The organism is Streptomyces sp. NPDC007907 (assembly GCF_042959365.1).
Classification (GTDB): domain Bacteria; phylum Actinomycetota; class Actinomycetes; order Streptomycetales; family Streptomycetaceae; genus Streptomyces; species Streptomyces indiaensis.
The window spans coordinates 136,967-154,672 of record NZ_JBIBKR010000001.1 but is presented as its reverse complement, the minus strand read 5'-3'; the positions used below and the strand labels follow the sequence as shown (position 1 = coordinate 154,672).

17 protein-coding genes are annotated in these 17,706 nt (G+C 72.3%); 10 read left to right on the top strand and 7 right to left on the bottom strand.

Annotated elements, in window-relative coordinates:
* The first annotated feature begins 186 nt into the window (after nt 1-186).
* The 4 genes from leuC to ACFZDI_RS00695 all read left to right on the top strand — a co-directional run bounded on the left by leuC (nt 187) and on the right by ACFZDI_RS00695 (nt 3,500).
* On the top strand, nt 187-1,614 hold the full coding sequence (gene leuC / locus ACFZDI_RS00710; protein WP_234848397.1) for a 3-isopropylmalate dehydratase large subunit: 1,428 nt from the start codon (nt 187-189) through the stop codon (nt 1,612-1,614).
* 6 nt (nt 1,615-1,620) lie between these two features.
* Complete coding sequence (gene leuD / locus ACFZDI_RS00705) at nt 1,621-2,214, top strand: 3-isopropylmalate dehydratase small subunit (protein ID WP_391246871.1); 594 nt, start codon at nt 1,621-1,623, stop codon at nt 2,212-2,214.
* 277 nt (nt 2,215-2,491) lie between these two features.
* Nucleotides 2,492-2,722 carry a hypothetical protein gene (locus ACFZDI_RS00700; protein ID WP_234848395.1) on the top strand — a complete coding sequence of 77 codons (231 nt, stop codon included), beginning with the start codon at nt 2,492-2,494 and terminating at the stop codon, nt 2,720-2,722.
* Nucleotides 2,723-2,858: 136 nt separating this feature from the next.
* Nucleotides 2,859-3,500: an HU family DNA-binding protein gene (locus tag ACFZDI_RS00695; protein ID WP_234848394.1), complete on the top strand. Its 642-nt coding sequence runs from the start codon at nt 2,859-2,861 to the stop codon at nt 3,498-3,500.
* A gap of 71 nt (nt 3,501-3,571) precedes the next feature.
* On the opposite strand, the gene ACFZDI_RS00690 is transcribed toward ACFZDI_RS00695, so the two are convergent.
* Together ACFZDI_RS00690 and cofC are read right to left on the bottom strand one after the other, a co-directional pair.
* Nucleotides 3,572-3,775: a hypothetical protein gene (locus ACFZDI_RS00690; RefSeq protein ID WP_104781455.1), complete on the bottom strand. Its 204-nt coding sequence runs from the start codon at nt 3,773-3,775 to the stop codon at nt 3,572-3,574.
* Nucleotides 3,776-3,784: 9 nt separating this feature from the next.
* Entirely contained in the window at nt 3,785-4,423 is a 639-nt protein-coding gene (gene cofC / locus ACFZDI_RS00685) for a 2-phospho-L-lactate guanylyltransferase (protein ID WP_234848393.1), read from the bottom strand.
* A 157-nt stretch (nt 4,424-4,580) separates the two neighbouring features.
* Here cofC and ACFZDI_RS00680 point away from each other — a divergent pair, with 157 nt between their 5' ends.
* From ACFZDI_RS00680 to ACFZDI_RS00670, 3 genes are read left to right on the top strand one after another with little or no spacing between them, the layout of a single operon-like run.
* Nucleotides 4,581-5,372, top strand: a complete 792-nt coding sequence (locus ACFZDI_RS00680) for a 1-acyl-sn-glycerol-3-phosphate acyltransferase (protein ID WP_234848392.1) — start codon at nt 4,581-4,583, stop codon at nt 5,370-5,372.
* Entirely contained in the window at nt 5,369-6,379 is a 1,011-nt protein-coding gene (locus tag ACFZDI_RS00675; protein WP_234848391.1) for an NAD(P)H-dependent glycerol-3-phosphate dehydrogenase, read from the top strand. Before ACFZDI_RS00680 ends, ACFZDI_RS00675 begins: the two co-directional genes overlap by 4 nt.
* A 59-nt stretch (nt 6,380-6,438) precedes the next feature.
* The gene (locus ACFZDI_RS00670) at nt 6,439-7,596 is read left to right on the top strand and encodes a D-alanine--D-alanine ligase family protein (RefSeq protein WP_234848390.1); all 1,158 of its coding nucleotides are present in this window, start codon (nt 6,439-6,441) and stop codon (nt 7,594-7,596) included.
* Nucleotides 7,597-7,617: 21 nt separating this feature from the next.
* On the opposite strand, the gene ACFZDI_RS00665 is transcribed toward ACFZDI_RS00670, so the two are convergent.
* Together ACFZDI_RS00665 and ACFZDI_RS00660 are read right to left on the bottom strand one after the other, a co-directional pair.
* Entirely contained in the window at nt 7,618-8,136 is a 519-nt protein-coding gene (locus ACFZDI_RS00665) for a DUF3515 domain-containing protein (protein ID WP_234848389.1), read from the bottom strand.
* A gap of 20 nt (nt 8,137-8,156) precedes the next feature.
* Nucleotides 8,157-8,390 carry an Lrp/AsnC family transcriptional regulator gene (locus ACFZDI_RS00660; RefSeq protein ID WP_030851968.1) on the bottom strand — a complete coding sequence of 78 codons (234 nt, stop codon included), beginning with the start codon at nt 8,388-8,390 and terminating at the stop codon, nt 8,157-8,159.
* A gap of 206 nt (nt 8,391-8,596) precedes the next feature.
* Between ACFZDI_RS00660 and ACFZDI_RS00655 the strand changes: the two genes are divergently transcribed.
* Together ACFZDI_RS00655 and thiD are read left to right on the top strand one after the other, a co-directional pair.
* A complete protein-coding gene (locus tag ACFZDI_RS00655; protein WP_234848388.1) occupies nt 8,597-9,562 on the top strand; it encodes a thiamine-phosphate kinase in 966 nt (321 codons plus the stop codon).
* Nucleotides 9,559-10,356: a bifunctional hydroxymethylpyrimidine kinase/phosphomethylpyrimidine kinase gene (gene thiD, locus ACFZDI_RS00650; protein ID WP_391246866.1), complete on the top strand. Its 798-nt coding sequence runs from the start codon at nt 9,559-9,561 to the stop codon at nt 10,354-10,356. Before ACFZDI_RS00655 ends, thiD begins: the two co-directional genes overlap by 4 nt.
* 184 nt (nt 10,357-10,540) lie before the next feature.
* On the opposite strand, the gene rpmB is transcribed toward thiD, so the two are convergent.
* The gene (gene rpmB, locus ACFZDI_RS00645; protein WP_003993230.1) at nt 10,541-10,726 is read right to left on the bottom strand and encodes a 50S ribosomal protein L28; all 186 of its coding nucleotides are present in this window, start codon (nt 10,724-10,726) and stop codon (nt 10,541-10,543) included.
* Nucleotides 10,727-10,994: 268 nt separating this feature from the next.
* On the opposite strand from rpmB, the gene ACFZDI_RS00640 reads away from it, so the two are divergent.
* Entirely contained in the window at nt 10,995-12,803 is a 1,809-nt protein-coding gene (locus ACFZDI_RS00640; RefSeq protein WP_391246864.1) for a DAK2 domain-containing protein, read from the top strand.
* A gap of 106 nt (nt 12,804-12,909) precedes the next feature.
* On the opposite strand, the gene ACFZDI_RS00635 is transcribed toward ACFZDI_RS00640, so the two are convergent.
* Entirely contained in the window at nt 12,910-15,849 is a 2,940-nt protein-coding gene (locus tag ACFZDI_RS00635) for a tetratricopeptide repeat protein (protein WP_391246863.1), read from the bottom strand.
* A complete protein-coding gene (locus tag ACFZDI_RS00630; RefSeq protein ID WP_391247995.1) occupies nt 15,846-17,684 on the bottom strand; it encodes an HSP90 family protein in 1,839 nt (612 codons plus the stop codon). Before ACFZDI_RS00630 ends, ACFZDI_RS00635 begins: the two co-directional genes overlap by 4 nt.
* Between the last annotated feature and the right edge of the window lie 22 nt (nt 17,685-17,706).

Genomic DNA, 17,706 nt, shown 5'->3' with positions numbered 1-17,706 from the left:
CTCCCGTCTCACTCTGTGAAACGCAAGTTCAATTTTCCGTGGAACCCGCCACCCTGGAATCACGAAGTCACAACGGCCCGTGACATAAGGGCCTGGCGGTGTGTGCCCGGAAGCAGGGGTCCGGGCATCGCCTCCTCAAGATCTCTAGTTGGGTCGGCGGATCGTCGTCGGCCGGAGGGAACAGCGATGGGTAGGACACTCGCGGAGAAAGTCTGGGACGACCACGTCGTCCGGCGCGCGGAGGGCGAGCCCGACCTTCTCTTCATCGATCTGCACCTGCTGCACGAGGTGACCAGCCCGCAGGCCTTCGACGGCCTTCGCAAGAGCGGCCGCAGTGTGCGGCGCCTGGACCTCACCATCGCGACCGAGGACCACAACACCCCCACCCTCGACATCGACAAGCCGATCGCGGATCCGGTGTCGCGGGTGCAGCTGGAGACGCTGCGCAAGAACGCCGCCGACTTCGGGGTGCGTCTGCACCCGCTGGGCGACGTCGAGCAGGGCGTGGTGCACGTGGTGGGCCCGCAGCTGGGCCTGACCCAGCCCGGCACCACCGTCGTCTGCGGCGACTCGCACACCTCCACGCACGGCGCCTTCGGCGCGCTGGCGTTCGGCATCGGCACCTCGCAGGTCGAGCACGTCCTGGCCACGCAGACGCTGCCGATGACGCGCCCCAAGACCATGGCGATCACGGTCGACGGCGAACTGCCCGAGGGTGTCACCGCCAAGGACCTGATCCTGGCGATCATCGCGAAGATCGGCACGGGCGGCGGCCAGGGCTACGTCCTGGAATACCGCGGCGAGGCCATCGAGAAGCTCTCGATGGAGGCCCGCATGACCATCTGCAACATGTCGATCGAGGCCGGCGCCCGCGCGGGCATGATCGCCCCGGACGAGACCACCTTCGCCTACCTCCAGGGCCGCCCGCACGCCCCCGAGGGCGAGGACTGGGACGCCGCCGTCGCGTACTGGAAGACGCTCAGGACGGACGACGACGCCGAGTTCGACGCCGAGGTCGTCATCGACGCCGCCGAGCTGTCGCCGTTCGTCACCTGGGGCACCAACCCGGGCCAGGGCGCACCGCTTTCGGCGTCCGTCCCCGACCCCGCTTCGTACGAAGACGCTTCGGAGCGCTTCGCCGCCGAAAAGGCCCTGGAGTACATGGGGTTGGAGGCCGGCCAGCCGCTGCGCTCCATCAAGGTGGACACCGTCTTCGTAGGCTCCTGCACCAACGGCCGCATCGAGGACCTGCGCGCCGCCGCCGAGCTCGTCAAGGGCCGCAAAGTCGCCGACGGGGTACGGATGCTGGTCGTCCCGGGCTCGGCGCGGGTCGGTCTGCAGGCCGTCTCCGAGGGCCTGGACGTGGTGTTCAAGGAGGCCGGCGCCGAATGGCGGCACGCGGGCTGCTCGATGTGCCTGGGCATGAACCCCGACCAGCTCGCCCCCGGTGAGCGCTCGGCGTCCACCTCCAACCGCAACTTCGAAGGCCGGCAGGGCAAGGGCGGCCGCACCCACCTGGTCTCCCCCCAGGTCGCCGCCGCCACCGCCGTCCTGGGCCACCTGGCCTCCCCGGCCGACCTGTCCGCCGACGCCGTCACGCCCGCTGGAGTCTGAACAGTCATGGAAGCCTTCACCACCCACACCGGCCGGGCCGTCCCGCTGCGCCGCTCCAACGTCGACACCGACCAGATCATCCCCGCCCACTGGCTCAAGAAGGTCACGCGCGACGGGTTCGAGGACGGGCTGTTCGAGGCCTGGCGCAAGGACCCGCAGTTCATCCTCAACCAGCCCGAGCGGCAGGGGGCGACCGTGCTGGTCGCCGGCCCCGACTTCGGCACCGGCTCCTCCCGCGAGCACGCCGTCTGGGCCCTGCAGAACTACGGCTTCAAGGCCGTGATCTCCTCCCGCTTCGCCGACATCTTCCGCGGCAACTCACTCAAGAACGGCCTGCTCACGGTCGTGCTGGAGCAGCAGACCGTCGACGCGCTGTGGGAGCTCACCGAGAAGGACCCGCAGGCCGAGATCACCGTCGACCTGGAGCGCCGCGAGGTGCGGGCCGAGGGCATCACCGCCTCCTTCGAGCTGGATGAGAACTCCCGCTGGAGGCTGCTGAATGGCCTCGACGACATCTCGATCACCCTCCAGAGCGAAGCCGACATCGCCGCCTACGAGGCCAAGCGCCCGTCGTTCAAGCCGCGCACCCTCCCGGTCTGACCCCGGGCACGGTCCGCCGCCTCTGAACAAGGCGACTTTCGGCCACGGCAACACCCCCTCCGTACCCCCGATCAGCCCGATCGGGGGTACAGCCGTCTCTGCACCCGAACGGCCCTGCCCACCCGTTGTTCCGCTGCCAACTTCCCACGTTAAGCGGGTGGTTGCTGGGGTACGCGAGGAGTACAGCCGTGACTTCCACGTGTGCCGGGAAGGCCGTTTGAGGCGGCAGTTGTCCCCTGCGCAGGCGACAACTCGCCCCAGATGGCACAATCTGTGCATGGAACACGACGGCCAACTCGAGCTCTATGCGGCAGTCGCGGACCAACTCAAGGAAGCGCACACAAGGGTGCGCGCACTGCAAGTCCCGGAGGGCGTACGGATGGCGCTGACCCGGAAGCTGCTGGTCATTACGGCCGCGGCCAAGCACGATCTCGCCGACGCGGCAAGGCGGCTGGAGCGGTTCAATGCGGACCTCGACGAGGGACGTCTCCCCGACGAGGAACGCTGAACCCTTCGACACCGTCGAGTTCGTTGCGGCACAAGGGTGATAAGCCCGTTTCGTGTTTGATTTGCGGTATATATCTGCCTAACGTGCGAAAAAGCTTGAACACTTTCGTTCTGGCGATGTCTCCGAAGGGGAAGACGTGAACAAGGCGCAGCTCGTAGAAGCGATTGCCGACAAGATGGGCGGCCGCCAGCAGGCCGCCGACGCTGTCGACCATGTACTGGACGCCATCGTCCGCGCGGTCGTCTCGGGTGAGCGGGTCTCGGTCACCGGCTTCGGTTCGTTCGAGAAGGTTGACCGTCCGGCCCGGTACGCCCGTAACCCCCAGACGGGCGAGAGGGTTCGGGTCAAGAAGACCTCCGTTCCGCGCTTCCGCGCCGGTCAGGGCTTCAAGGACCTGGTCAGCGGCTCGAAGAAGCTCCCGCGCGGCGGCGAGGTCTCCGTGAAGAAGGCGCCGAAGGGCAGCCTGACCGGCGGTGCCGGCGCGACGGTCAAGAAGGCCGCCGCGAAGAAGGCGACCACCAAGTCGGCCGCCGCCAAGAAGACCACCGCCAAGAAGACGACGGCGAAGAAGGCCACGACGAAGACCGCGGCCGCGAAGAAGACCACCGCGAAGAAGGCGCCCGCCAAGAAGACCACGGCGACGTCCAAGACCACCGCCGCGAAGAAGACCACCGCGAAGAAGGCCCCGGCGAAGAAGGCCACGGCCAAGAAGGCCCCCGCCAAGAAGTCGACGGCGCGCACGACCACCGCCAAGAAGACCACCGCCCGCAAGAAGTAAGGGCACCGGGGTACTCACGCGCCGGGCCGGACTCCGCACGGAGTCCGGCCCGCGGCGTGTTCAGCGTGAGGTCAGAGGGTCTGGAGGGTCACCAGTGTGATCCGCAGCGCGTCCCTCGCGCCCTCCACCTCGATGCGGACCCGCTGGCCCGGGCGCAGCAGTCTGAGTCCCCCCGCGTCGAACGCGGCCGCGTCGAAGGGCACCGGGGTGCCGTCGTCCAGGAGCACCTGCCCGCTGCGGCTCTCGGGGTCGTACGTGTACGCGGTCGCCTGCATGGCCGCAGCCTACTGCCCGGGAATGAGCAACCGCGCGGCGGCCGCGGCCGTATGAGGGCCCACCCCCAGGGCCAGCGCGCTGCGCAGGTCGTCGCCGGTGTCCACGTCCTGGCGTACGGAATCGACGGCGGAGAGGGACAGTTCCACGGCCCCCGACGCGCGGTGCCGGGCCCGGGAGTCCGTGCCGAAGGCCGGGCGCAATTCCCGGCCCGGGGCGGCGGCCAGCAAGGTCGTGCCGATTGCGGCCGCGTCCGCGAGAAAAGCCCGCGGGAATTCGGCGGCGGCATCGAGTACCCGGGACAATTCCGCGGGGCGCAGAGCCGGCAGATCGGCGTTCAGCGCGGCCACCGCCCGGGCCGGGCGCACGGACCGTACGGACCGCGTCGCGTGTGCGAGGGCGGCGTTGAGACCGCCGCCCGGCTCGTCCGGGATGATCGCCGCGCCCAGTGCGGCCAGCTCACGGCCCGCCCGGGCGTCGTCCGTGACGACTGCCACATCCCCCACCCCCGGACAGGCCAGCGCGGCCGCCACCGTGTCCTGCGCGAAGGCCAGCGCCAGGTCCGGCCGCAGCCCGTCGTCCGCGGTGTCCGCAAGCCTGCTCTTGGCCTCTGCCAGGGGCTTCAGGGGTACGACCAGGGTCCACTGCACGGGTGTTCCGTCCTCCTCTTGTCGCGGTCATTGTCACCCGGGGCCTCGGGCGGGCGGCGTGCCGGGGCGTACGGTGTTCTCGACAGACCGGCGGCCTGGGGCGACACTTGTGCGGCCCCCGTGGCCCCGGCTTCAGGCCCTAGAGGAAGGTGTCCGCGTGCCCCGCCGCAGAATCGGCTTCTGGTACCGCTTCGCCGCGGTGATCTGCAAACCGCCGCTGGTGGTTCTGCTCAAGCGGGACTGGCGTGGAATGGAGCACATTCCGGCAGAGGGTGGATTTATCACCGCGGTGAACCATAATTCGCACATTGATCCCTTCGCTTACGCGCACTTTCAGTACAACACCGGGCGCGTCCCGCGATTCCTCGCGAAGAGCGGGCTTTTCAAGAAGGGATTCATAGGGGCCGCGATGCGGGGCACCGGGCAGATCCCCGTCTACCGCGAGAGCACGGACGCGCTGAGCGCCTTCCGGGCCGCGATCGACGCCGTGGACCGCGGTGAATGCGTCGCCTTCTACCCCGAGGGCACCCTCACCCGCGACCCGGACGGCTGGCCCATGACCGCCAAGACCGGGGCCGCGCGCGTCGCCCTGCAGACCAAGTGCCCGGTGATCCCCGTGGCCCAGTGGGGCTGCAACGAGTTGCTGCCGCCGTACGCGAAGAAGCCGAACCTGCTGCCGCGCAAGACGCACCGCGTACTCGCCGGGCCGCCCGTGGACCTCGCGCGGTTCTACGACCGGGAGATGACCGCGGAGCTGCTGAAGGAGGCCACGGAGGTCATCATGGCCGCCGTCACCGCCCAGCTGGAGCAGATCCGCGGCGAGAAGGCGCCCGAGACGCCGTACGACCCGCGCCGGGAGCGGATCGAGCAGCGGCGCCGCACGCAGGCACAGACGCAGACGCACCTGAAGTCCGGGCAGACCGTGCAGGAAGAGGGGCTGGGCAAGTGAGCAAGCCGGTCAAGGCGGCGGTCCTGAGCGCCGGTTCGTGGGGCACGGCCTTCGGCATGGTGCTCGCCGACGCGGGGTGCGAGGTCACCCTGTGGGCGCGCCGCCCGGAGGTCGTCGAGGCGATCAACTCCACGCGGACCAATCCCGACTACTTCCCGGGGGTCGAGCTCCCGGAGAACGTCCGGGCCACCACCGACCCCGCCGAGGCCGCGGCGGACGCCGACTTCACGGTGCTGTCGGTCCCCTCGCAGACCCTGCGCGGCAACCTCGCCGAGTGGAGCCCGCTGCTGGCCCCCGGCACGGTCCTGGTGTCGCTGATGAAGGGCGTCGAACTCGGCTCCGCGATGCGGATGAGCGAGGTCATCGACGACGTCGCCAAGGTCGGCCCGCAGCGGATCGCCGTGGTCACCGGGCCCAACCTGGCGCGGGAGATCGCCGCACGGATGCCGGCCGCCGCCGTGGTGGCCTGCACCGACGAGGCCGTCGCCCAGCGCCTCCAGGCCGCCTGCCACACGCCGTACTTCCGGCCGTACACCAATACGGACGTGGTGGGTTGCGAACTGGGCGGAGCCGTGAAGAACGTCATCGGCCTCGCCGTCGGCATCGCGGACGGCATGGGACTCGGCGACAACGCCAAGGGCTCCCTCATCACCCGCGGCCTCGCCGAGACCACCCGGCTCGGCATGGCCCTCGGTGCCGATCCGCTGACCTTCTCCGGACTCGCGGGCCTCGGTGACCTGGTGGCCACCTGCTCGTCGCCGCTGTCGCGCAACCACACCTTCGGCACCAACCTCGGCAAGGGCATGACCCTCCAGGAGACCATCGCGGTCACCAAGCAGACCGCCGAGGGCGTCAAGTCCTGCGAGTCGGTGCTCGACCTGGCCCGCCGGTACGGCGTCGACATGCCCATCACGGAGACGGTGGTCGGCATCGTGCACGAGGGCAAGCCCCCCGTGGTGGCCCTCAAGGAGCTGATGTCGCGCAGCGCGAAGCCCGAACGACGCTGAGCGACGCGAGGCCGGCGGCGCTTACTAGCGGCCCTACCAACGGGTACTCTCAACGCGATATGAGCACCGAGAACCTCCCCCAGAGCCCCGAGCAGCCGCCTCGCAAGCCGCGTGTGGCCGTCGTGTTCGGCGGGCGCAGCTCCGAACACGGGATCTCCGTGGTCACCGCCGGCGCCGTCCTCAAGGCCATCGACCGGACGAAGTACGACGTCCTGCCGATCGGCATCACGCAGGACGGGCGTTGGGCGCTCACGGCGGACGAACCGGAGCGGATGGCGATCGTCGACCGGCGCCCGCCGAGCGTCGACGCCCTGGCCGAGTCCGCCGAGGGCGGGGTGATCCTCCCGGTCGACCCCGCCAACCGCGAAGTCGTCTACAGCGAGCCGGGATCGGTCCCCAAGGCCCTCGGTGAGGTCGACGTGGTCTTCCCGGTGCTGCACGGCCCGTACGGCGAGGACGGCACCCTCCAGGGCCTCCTGGAGCTCTCCGGCGTCCCGTACGTGGGTTCGGGCGTGCTCGCCTCGGCCGTGGGCCAGGACAAGGAGTACATGAAGCGGGTGTTCACCTCGTTCGGGCTGAAGGTCGGCCCGTACGTGGTGGTGCGTCCCCGCGAGTGGGAGCAGGACCGGGCGGCCGCCCGCAAGAAGATCGTCGACTTCGCCGGCGAGCACGGCTGGCCGCTGTTCGTGAAGCCCGCGCGGGCCGGTTCGTCGATCGGCATCACCAAGGTCGACGACCTCTCCGGACTCGACGAGGCCATCGCCGAGGCCCAGCGCCACGACCCGAAGATCCTCGTGGAGGCCGCCCTGCGCGGCCGCGAGATCGAGTGCGGCGTCCTGGAGTTCGAGGACGGCCCCCGGGCCTCCCTGCCCGCGGAGATCCCGCCGCCCGAGGCGCAGGCGTACTACGACTTCGAGGCCAAGTACATCGACTCCACCCCGGGGCTCGTCCCGGCGCCCCTCACGCCCGAGGAGACGGCCGAGGTTCAGCGCCTGGCGGTCGACGCCTTCGACGCGGCGTCCTGCGAGGGTCTGGTGCGCGCGGACTTCTTCCTCACCGAGGACGGCGAGTTCGTGATCAACGAGATCAACACGATGCCCGGCTTCACGCCCATCTCGATGTATCCGCAGATGTGGCAGGCGAGCGGGGTGAGCTACCCGGAGCTCATCGACCGGCTGGTGCAGGCCGCGCTGCGCAGGTCCACGGGCCTGCGGTGAACCCGCTCTGAAACGCGGTGCTCAGGAGGCGATCCCCTTGGGGATCGCCTTCTTCACTGCCGCGGCCAGATCGATCAGCACACCCGAGCTGTCCGCGCCCTCGGGCGCCCGGACCTCGACGTAGGCCTCGCGGTTGGCGGTGGTGAACCGGTACCCCCCGCCGTCCTGCTCCTCCATCAGCCAGTCGACCCCGTTCACACCCCCGGCGACGGCATCCGGATCCCGTCCCTCGGCCACCTTCGGGTCGACCATCTTCGGCGGCTGCGGCACACCGCAGCGCAGTATGATCGCCGGGCTGCCCCAGCCCGCCGTCAACGCCGACGCGGGTTCGGGATCCTCACGGCGCTCACCGTCCACCGTCGCGGGCAGTACCTTGTCCAGGTTCCGGCACAGTCCCGCGACCTTCGCGTCCGGACTGGGAACCGCCGCCGACGCGCTGTCGTCTGCTGAGGAGCAGCCCGCAACAGTGATCAACAGCGCGACAGCGGGCAGGCGGAACACGCGGAAGACACAACGGTGCCGGTGACGGAAAGAGTTCACCGGCACAGGGTAGACGGGGGCTACAGATGGACGACCGGGCAGGTCAGGGTGCGGGTGATGCCGTCCACCTGCTGGACCTTGGCGACCACCATGCGGCCGAGGTCGTCGACGGTGTCGGCCTGGGCCCGCACGATGACGTCGTAGGGTCCCGTCACGTCCTCGGCCTGGATGACCCCAGGGATCTTGCTGATCGTCTCGGCGACGACCGAGGCCTTCCCGACCTCGGTCTGGATCAGGATGTACGCCTGTACCACGGAACCTCCAGGGCGGCCACGAGGATCATGTGGGGAAAAGGAACGCCACGGTATCGCGTCGCCGCTCGCCGCGGGGAGACCCGCGGGGACCGGGTTGTGCGCGCCGGGGTGCAGGGCCGGCAGAACTTGACGGTCACTTCGACCGTAGCGAGGACCGAGATGCCTCGCGACCGGGAACGGACAGGGACAGAAGGGGAGAACGGGCAATGAAGGGCACTGTTGGTGAGCTCGGTGAGTTCGGGCTCATCAGGGAGCTCACCTCCCGTCTGACCACCACCCCGGCGGTGCGGGTCGGCCCCGGCGACGACGCCGCCGTGGTGGCCGCACCCGACCGCAGGGTCGTGGCGAGCACGGACATCCTCGTCGAGGGCCGGCACTTCCGGCGCGACTGGTCGACGGCGTACGACGTGGGCCGCAAGGCGGCCGCGCAGAACCTCGCCGACATCGCCGCCATGGGTGCCGTGCCGACCGCGCTGCTGCTCGGCCTGGTCGTCCCGGCCGAGCTGCCGGTGACCTGGCCGAGCGAGCTGATGGACGGGCTGCGCGACGAATGCCAGGTGGCGGGTGCCGCCGTGGTCGGCGGGGACGTCGTACGCGGCGACTCGATCATGGTGTCGATCACCGCCCTCGGCGATCTGCGCAACCAGGAGCCGGTGACGCGGGCGGGCGCCCAGCCCGGCGACCGCGTCGCGGTGACCGGCTGGCTGGGCTGGTCGGCGGCCGGGTACGCGGTGCTGTCCCGGGGGTTCCGCTCGCCGCGGGCGTTCGTGGAGGCCCACCGGCGCCCGGAGCCGCCCTATCACGCGGGCCCGGCCGCCGCGGGGCTCGGCGCGACCGCGATGTGCGACGTCAGCGACGGGCTGATCGCGGACCTCGGGCACATCGCCGAGGCCAGCAAGGTGCGGATCGACATCCGCTCCGGGGCGATCGACATCCCCTCCCAGATGAACGACATCGGGCAGGCCGTCGGGGTCGACCCCATGCAGTGGGTGCTGACCGGGGGAGAGGACCACGCGATCGTGGCGACCTTCCCGCCGGACGTGAAACTGCCCGCCCGCTGGAAGGTCATCGGTGAGGTCCTCAACCCGTCGGCGCTGCCCCAGGTGACGGTCGACGGGGCGCCGTGGACCAGCAAGGGCGGCTGGGACCACTTCGGGGACATGGAGTCATGATCCCGGGCGTCCTGACGGTGGCGGGCTCCGACTCCGGCGGCGGCGCGGGCATCCAGGCCGACCTCAAGACGATGCTCGCGCTCGGCGTGCACGGCATGAGCGTCGTGACCGCGGTGACCGCGCAGAACTCCTTGGGTGTGCAGGGGGCTTGGGAGCTGCCCGTGGAGGCCGTGCGGGCCCAGTACCGCAGTGTCGTCGACGACATCGGTGTCCGGGCGGTCAAGACGGGGATGCTGGCCTCCGCGGAACTCGTGGAGGCGGTCGCCGAGTTGATCGCCGGGACGGACGCCCCGGCGGTCGTCGACCCGGTGGGTGTCTCCAAGCACGGCGACGCCCTGCTCGCCGCCTCCGCGCTGGACTCCGTCCGTACGAAGCTGCTGCCCGTGGCGACGGTCGCCACCCCGAATCTCGACGAGGTCGCCCAGATCGCGGGCGTCCGGGTCGAGTCGGAGGGGGAGCTGCGGCGGGCCGCTGAGGCCCTCCTCGCCTACGGGCCGCGCTGGGTGCTGATCAAGGGCGGGCACCTGCCCGGGGACGCCGTCGATCTGCTCACGGACGGCTCCGAGGAGCACTGGCTGCGGGCGCCGCGGCATGACAACCGCCACACCCACGGCACCGGCTGCACCCTCGCCTCCGCGATCGCCTCCCAGCTCGCCAAGGGACAGTCCGTGCCCGAGGCGGTGGCGGCGGCCAAGGAGTACGTCACGGGCGCCGTCGCCGCCGGGTTCGCGCTCGGCGGTGGCATCGGCCCGGTGGATCACGGCTGGCGCTTCCGGGCCGCCCCCGAGCGCTGAGGGCAGGGCCCGGCCCCGAGCGCTGGCGGGCGGACACGGCACAGCCCGGCGACGATCAGGTACGGGACAGGGGACGATCAGGTACGGCACGGGGTCGGCCGCGATCGGGCACGGCAAAGAGCCGGTCCACCAGAGGTGGACCGGCTCTGCAGCGAACCAGCAGTGGCCGCGCGCTAGCTGAGCGTCAGCGCGAGACCTTGCCGGCCTTGATGCACGAGGTGCAAGCGTTCACGCGCTTCGGCGTCCCGCCCACCACGGTACGCACACGCTGGATGTTCGGGTTCCAGCGGCGGGACGTACGGCGGTGCGAGTGCGAGATGTTGTTGCCGAAGCCCGGCCCCTTGCCGCAGACGTCGCAGTTGGCAGCCACGGGTCACTCCAAAGACTTCAGATGCACTTACGGTTGATCCCGGCAGGCCGGGATCAAGATTCTCGGGCTGTGGACAGCCGGTCGAAATCTGAGTGGCGTTGCCAGGGGGAAGGCCCGATCAGATCGGGCAACCGGAGCAGCATACAACGGCTGCACCCGTAGAGCGAAACTACCATGGCAGCTCAGGGGCCCGGTCCCCTCCCGCTTCCGCTGGACACCGCCCCGGGGTCTACGCTGCGTGCCACGTCCAGCAGCTCAAGGAGGCGCAGTGGCGCAGGTGCCGCAGACATTCTTCGATGCTCTCGCGGTGCGCACCTGGTGCGGTCTCGCGCTGGAGACACTGGGGCGGGCGCGTGAGGAGATCGACGCGATCAACGTCTACCCGGTGGCGGACGGCGACACGGGCACCAACCTGTATCTGACCCTGGAGTCGGCGGTCGCGGCGGTCGAGGCGGTGTTCGCGGGGCACGCGGCGGGACCCGTGACCGCGACGGGCCCGGGCGCCGCCGGATCCGGTGCCACGGGCTCCGAGGGCCCGACACTCGCCGACGCCGCCCGGGCCATGGCGCACGGCGCGCTCATCGGCGCCCGCGGGAACTCCGGGACGATCCTCGCCCAGCTGCTGCGCGGCATGGCCCAGGTGCTGGCCGACGACGACGCCCCCGCCGACGGCTCAGGGCTGCGGCTCGCCCTGCGCCACGCCGCCGACTCCGCCCGCCGGGCCGTCGCCCACCCCGTCGAGGGCACCGTCCTCACCGTCGCCTCGGCCGCCGCCGATGCCGCGGACGCCGCGGAGGGGGACTGCGGGACCGTGGCCCGGGCGGCCTACGGCGGAGCCCGCACGGCCCTGGCCGCGACGCCGGGCCAGCTGCCCGTCCTGGAGCGTGCCGGGGTGGTCGACGCCGGTGGGCGGGGGCTGGTCGCGGTGCTCGGAGCGCTGGTGGAGACGCTCACGGGGGAGAGGGCGCGAGGGGTGGTGGCGAGTTCGGCCACTGCTTCCTCCCCGGCCTCTGGTTCCTCCACGGTCACTGGATCCCCCGTGGACGCCGCTTCCCCCGTGGGCTCCGCGCCTGTCGACGGCGGCCTCGGCGAGTGCGCCGACGGCGGCCCGGGGGAGCGCGTCGACGGCACCGCCGCGGTGCCCGGTGTGGAGGGGCCCGCCTTCGAGGTGATCTACCTCCTGGACGCCGAGGACACGGCCGTGGAGCGGCTGCGGGAGCGGCTCGACGCCCTCGGGGACTCCCTCGTCGTGGTCGGTGGCGACGGGCTGTGGAACGTGCACGTCCATGTCGACGACGCGGGCGCCGCCGTCGAGGCCGGCATCGAGGCCGGACGGCCCCACCGCATCCGCATCACGCACTTCGGCGCCGGTGACGTGCACACAACCGGCGCCGAGCGGCCGCCACGAGAGCGTGCCGAGCGGGCGATCGTGGCCGTCGTGCCCGGTGAGGGGCTGGCCCGGCTGTACACGGAGGCCGGTGCGACGACCGTGCTCGCCCGCCCCGGGGAGCCGCCCGCCAGCGGCGAGCTCGTCCAGGCCGTACGGCGGGCCCACGCGCGCGAGGTCGTGCTGCTGCCCAACGACGCCGACCTGCGGCACACCGCGGCGGCGGCCGCCGAGCAGATCCGCGCGGAGGGCGTCCGGGTGGCCCTGATCCCGACCCGCTCGGCGGTCCAGGGCATCGCGGCGCTGGCCGTGCACGAGCCGGACCGCCGCTTCGACGAGGACGTCGTGTCCATGACCTCGGCCGCCGGGGCCACCCGCTACGCCGAGGTCACCGTCGCCGAACGGCAGTCCTGGACGATGGCCGGCATCTGCCAGGCCGGCGACGTCCTGGGCCTGATCGACGGGGACGTGGCCGTGATCGGCTCGGACGTCACGGTTACCGCCGAGGCCGTCCTGGACCGCATGCTCTCGGCCGGGGGCGAGATGGTCACCCTGGTCCTCGGCGACGACGTCCCCGACACCGTCGCCGAGCACCTGGAGGGCCGGGTCCGCGAGGGCTACCTCGCCGTCGACACGGTTCTCTACCGGGGCGGACGGCAGGGGGCCCTGCTCCTCATCGGCGTGGAGTAGGGCAGGCCTTCCACCGGTCTTCTGCATCCGGGCGTGGAGCAGGGCCGGTCTTCTGCATCCGGGCGTGGAGCAGCGTGCCTTCCGCGTCCGGCGTGCCCTGGCCTCCTCAGTCCGGCCGCTCCGTCAGCAGGCGGAGCAGCTGCTCCGCCTCCGCCCGGCGGACCCGCACCGCTTCGGCCTCGCCGTCCCCGTCGCCCGTCACCGCGTCGTCGTACCCCTCGTACACCGCCAGCACCGCACGCGCGCGTGCCACCGCGTCGGCGCGGCGGTCCAGTTCGGCCTCCAGCCGGCCCGCGGCGAGTTCCGCGCCGGTGCGGCTGTGCAGGGCGCCGTCCCCGAGGGAGGCGAACACCGCGGCCGACCGGACCACTTGGGCCAGCGCCTCCTCGAACAGGTCCCCGTCCGGAACGGCTTCGGCGTCCTCGGCGGCGGAGCGGGCCAGCAGGTCGCCGAACTGTCCGTGTGTGTGGCCGAGTTCGGCGACGAGCCGCTGCCGGGACTGCTCGTCGGGCGCTGCGTCCCGTGCCGTCTCGCACGCGCGGAGCGCGTCCGTCATCAGGGCGCGTGCCGCGTCCGGCCCGCCCGCCGTGTCCAACGCCAGCCAGGCGCGGGCGCGCAGGGAGCGGACCAGACCGTGGGTGTCGCCGAGCGCGCGCCACAGGTCGCCCGCGCGGGCGTAGGCCCGGTCCGCCTCGGCGGGCAGACCGGCCTGCCCGAGGGACTCCCCGGCCAGGTGCGCGAGGGTCGCATGGTCGTGCTGCTCGGGCCAGTGCCGGGCGATGTCGGCGGCCTGCAGACGCCGTTCCGCCGCCGCGCGGTGCTCACCGAGCTCGCTCAGGCAGTCGCCGAGCCACCACTGCGTCTGCACGACCGCCCCGTCGCCGTGCGTCTCGGCGGTCAGGTCGGGCAGCGCAGACTCCAGCACCTCCGCGGCCTCGGCCCACCGCCCCTGCCGCAGCAGGAACCCGCCGAGCTGCTGCCTCGCCCAGGCACCCAGCGTCGCCGACTCACCCGCCTCGTCGGCCCAGTGGGCGGCCTCCAGGGCGTGCTCGGCGGCCTCCACGGCGTCGCCCCGGCCGCCGACGACCTCGGCGAGCTGAAGGTGCAGCTGGGCCCGTCCGGGCGCCTCCAACTGCGCTCCGCCGTGCTCCAGGGCCGCCCGCAGCGCCCGCTCGGTCTCCGCCGCGTCACCGAGGTGGTGGGCCAGGGAGGCCAGACGGGCCTCGTACTCCACCGCGAACCAGGGCAGCCCCGCCGCGACGAACGCCGCAGCGCCCCGCGCGAACAGCTCCGCGGCCGTCTCCAGGTCCCCGGCCAGACCCGCCAGCTCCCCGAGCATCGCCTGCGACTCGGCGGCCCGCGCGGCCAGCCTTACGTCCTCCCCGGTCCGGCCGTCCACGAGCGCCAGGACCTCACGGACGGCGGCCCCGGCCTCGGCGAGTGCGGCCGTGTCGCCGTCGGTCTCGTGCGCCCGCCGCGTCAGGATCCGCGCCCGGCTCATCACGACGGACGCCGTCTGCCGCACGCCCGTGCCCTCCGCGGCGTACAGCGCGAGGACCTCGTCGTACAGGCCCGCCACCGCCGCGACCGCGCCGTCCACGTCACCCGCCAGGGCGCGGACGTACGCCCCACGCGCGCGTGCCGCGAGGGCCTCGCCCGGGTCGCCCGCCTCCGCGTACAGGTCCGCCGCCCGCTCGAAGAGCCCGGCGCCCTCGGGGCCCAGGGACATCGCCTCGTGGTCCGCCATCTCGGCACGGTCGCGCGGGGCCGTCTCGGCGCCCTCCGCGGCCTCTGCGGCGGCCGCCCACGCCTCCACGGCGTTCGGCCGCAGGGTGTCCGACAGCCGCCGTGCCTCGGCCAGCAGCGCGGCCAGGTCCGGCTGCCCGGTGACGCGGACCGGAGCCTTCGGAGGAGCGGGCGGGGGAGCCGGCCGTACCGACCGCACGCCCAGCGGCAGCCGCTCCACCAGCGGCCGGCCCGCCATGCGCACGCGTGCCCGCTCACTCACGTGCCCGGTGCCGTTGCGTGCGTCGAAGCGCGCCGCCAAGGCCAGGGCCTCCCCACGCGCGTGCGCGGCGAGTTCACTCGCGGTCCACTCCCGGCCGGCCGGCCCCGGCACCTGCCGCTCACCCAGCCCGAGCGCGGTCAGCCGGTCCATGAGCAGGGCCACCACGCTCATGAAGTCCAGCCTGCTCCGCGGATGCCCGTCGTCCGTGAAGTACGCCGGGCGCTCCGCGAGCAACTCCAGGCCCCGCGCCTCGTTGCCGGTCAGCGCACAGAACTCCACGTGGTCCGCGTACGCGCCGCGCATGCTCTCCATGGCCCGCACCAGCCGGAAACCCCGCAGGTGGTTGGCCCGGGCCTCGTCGAGGCGGCCCAGCCGCAGCAGCGGCAGCAGGGAGGACGCGAGGGCCGTGTGCGGCTCGTGGGCGCAGGCGTACTCGCCCTCAAGCACCGGCCCCCACAGCCGGAGCGCCTCCGCGTCCCGCCCCCTCTCCGCCTGCCACCAGCCCTGCCCGTGCAGCTCACAGGCGTGGCAGTCGGCCATCGCGTCCCGGTCGGCGGCCAGCCACGCCGTGTACGCCCGCTCGGCCCGCGCCACGTCCCCGACGTGCGCCGCCACACTGTGCTCGGCGCTGCGCACGGCCCGTTCGGAGTGCCCGGCGAGCCGGTAGCGGTGCTCCATCTCGCCGAGCCACTTCTCGATCGACGCGAGCGGGATGTGCGGCTGGTCGAGCATGCCGGCCGAGACCCACTTGAAGACCCAGTGCAGCGAGTGGGTCTCGTACTCGTCGAAGTCCTCGGGCCGTTCGTCCCACATGCGCAGCAGACGCGCGAAGGGGACGAACATCTTCCCCTTCTCGGAGCTGTAGTTGTAGACCTTCAGCTGGTGCCCGAGCGCCTCGATCACGGCCAGCGGGATGTTCAGCTTCTCGGCCGCCGCCAGCAGCTGCTCCGCGCGCGCGTTGCGGGCCGGCCCCTCCGGCTGCCCGGAGTTCTCCGTCATCGCCGCGCGCAGCGTGTCGAAGTCCGTGATCTCCGTCATGCCCGACCGTCCTCGCCGTGTGTGGCCCACTCCAGGAGGCCGATGAACGCGCGGTTGAGCAGCGCCGAGTCGGCCGGCCGCAGCGGCCGCTGCGCCATCAGCAGCGCCTGCCCGTACAGCGACTCCGCGGCGGTGCCGATCAGTTCCGGGTCGGGCAGCGCGCTGATCCGCCGCACGAGCGGGTTGAGATGGTTCAGCACCAGCCGCGCGCGGGGTGCGCCGCCCCGCAGGGAGCCGAGGATGCCCGCCCACAGGTCGTCGGCCCGCTCCTCGGCGTCCGCCCGGGCCTGCTCGTGCCGGACGTCCCGGTCGTCGAGGTGCAGCGCGGGCACGGAGAGCGGGTGGAAGGCCCGCAGTACGACGTCGCAGCCGAGCGGGTCGAGCCGGGCGCGGGCCGCCGCCAGGAAGCCGGACAGGGCCAGCTCCTCGGCCGGTTCCACGGCGTCCAGATGCGCGGTGACCGTCTCCGCGTCCAGCTCGGCGACCACCGTGCCCGGCCGCACCGACGGCAGTGCCTCCACCAGCTCGCTGTCGTACGTGTAACCGCCGTTGACCACGCCGATGCCCTGCGCGGACGCGATCGGCGCGACCTGCCGGTACTCCTCGACGGTCCGCGTGAAGTGCACCACCGGGTGCCGCTGCGCGAACTCCTCCAGGGACAGCCGCCCGTCGGTCGTCTCGAACGGCAGCCACGGCAGCATCGTGCGCAGCATCTCCCGGTCGTGCCGGGCCAGCGACTTCACGCCCAGGTGGTGCACCGCCAGGAACGCGGCCAGCCGCTCCGGATCGCCGGCCGCCAGCCCCGTGAGCCAGGCCCGGATCCGCTCGCCCAGCGCCTCGCGCACACCGGCCAGCGTCTCGTCCTCGTACAGCGCCTCGCGCGACGCCGTGGGCCGCAGACTGTCCGTGTCGAGCACGCAGCGCACGAAGAACGCCCAGTCGGGCAGCAGCTGTTCGGCCCGCTCGGTCAGCAGCATGCCCTTGAGGTGCACCCGGTGCCCCGCACGCCGGGCCGGGCTCACCGCCGACGGCAGCACGTACGCCACCCCGCGCACGCCGGCCAGCGGCACGGACAGGTCGATCGTGTCCAGCGGGGTGAAGCCGAACAGGTCGTGGCAGTGCCGGGCCAGGGCGACCCTGCGGGCGGCCGGACCGGGATACGGGCGGTCCCAGGGCGCCGGGAGGTCGGTGACCGTCTCGTCGCCGACCCGGACGTCGTAGGGCAGCAGCGACCCGAAGTCCCGGGCCAGCGCCGCGACCCGCCCGGGTGCGAGCCACTCCGCGCAACCGGCCCGGGCCACCAGGTGCACGGTGGTGCCCGGTTCGGGCCGCTCGGCGTCCGGCAGCGTCCGCACCGTGTACGAACCGTCGTCGGACGCCGTCCACTCCACCGGCGGCGCCCCGGGCGTACGGGCGCTGCGGCTGACGACCCGGATCCGCTCGGCCACGACGAAACAGGCCAGCCGCCCGATGCCGAACTGCCCGAGGAAGTCCGACCGGACCTCCTGGAGCCCCTCGGCCCGCTTGGAACTGCGCCCGATGGTGGCCAGCAGGTCGTGCACGTCGGCCTCGGTGAGTCCCACGCCGGTGTCCTCGACGCGCAGGGCGCCGCCCTCGGCGTACAGCCGGACCCGGGCCGGAGCGTCGGGTTCCGTCGCGCGTCTGGCCGTGATGGCGTCGACGGCGTTCTGCAGTAGCTCCCGCAGATACACCTTCGGACTGGAGTAGAGGTGATGGGAGAGCAGGTCCACCAGACCACGCAGGTCGACCTGGAACGTATGAGGTGACGGGGGCGAATGGGGTGCCTGGGACGGCTGTGAGGTCTGGGAGTCCATCATCACGGCGCCGGTGGGGGAC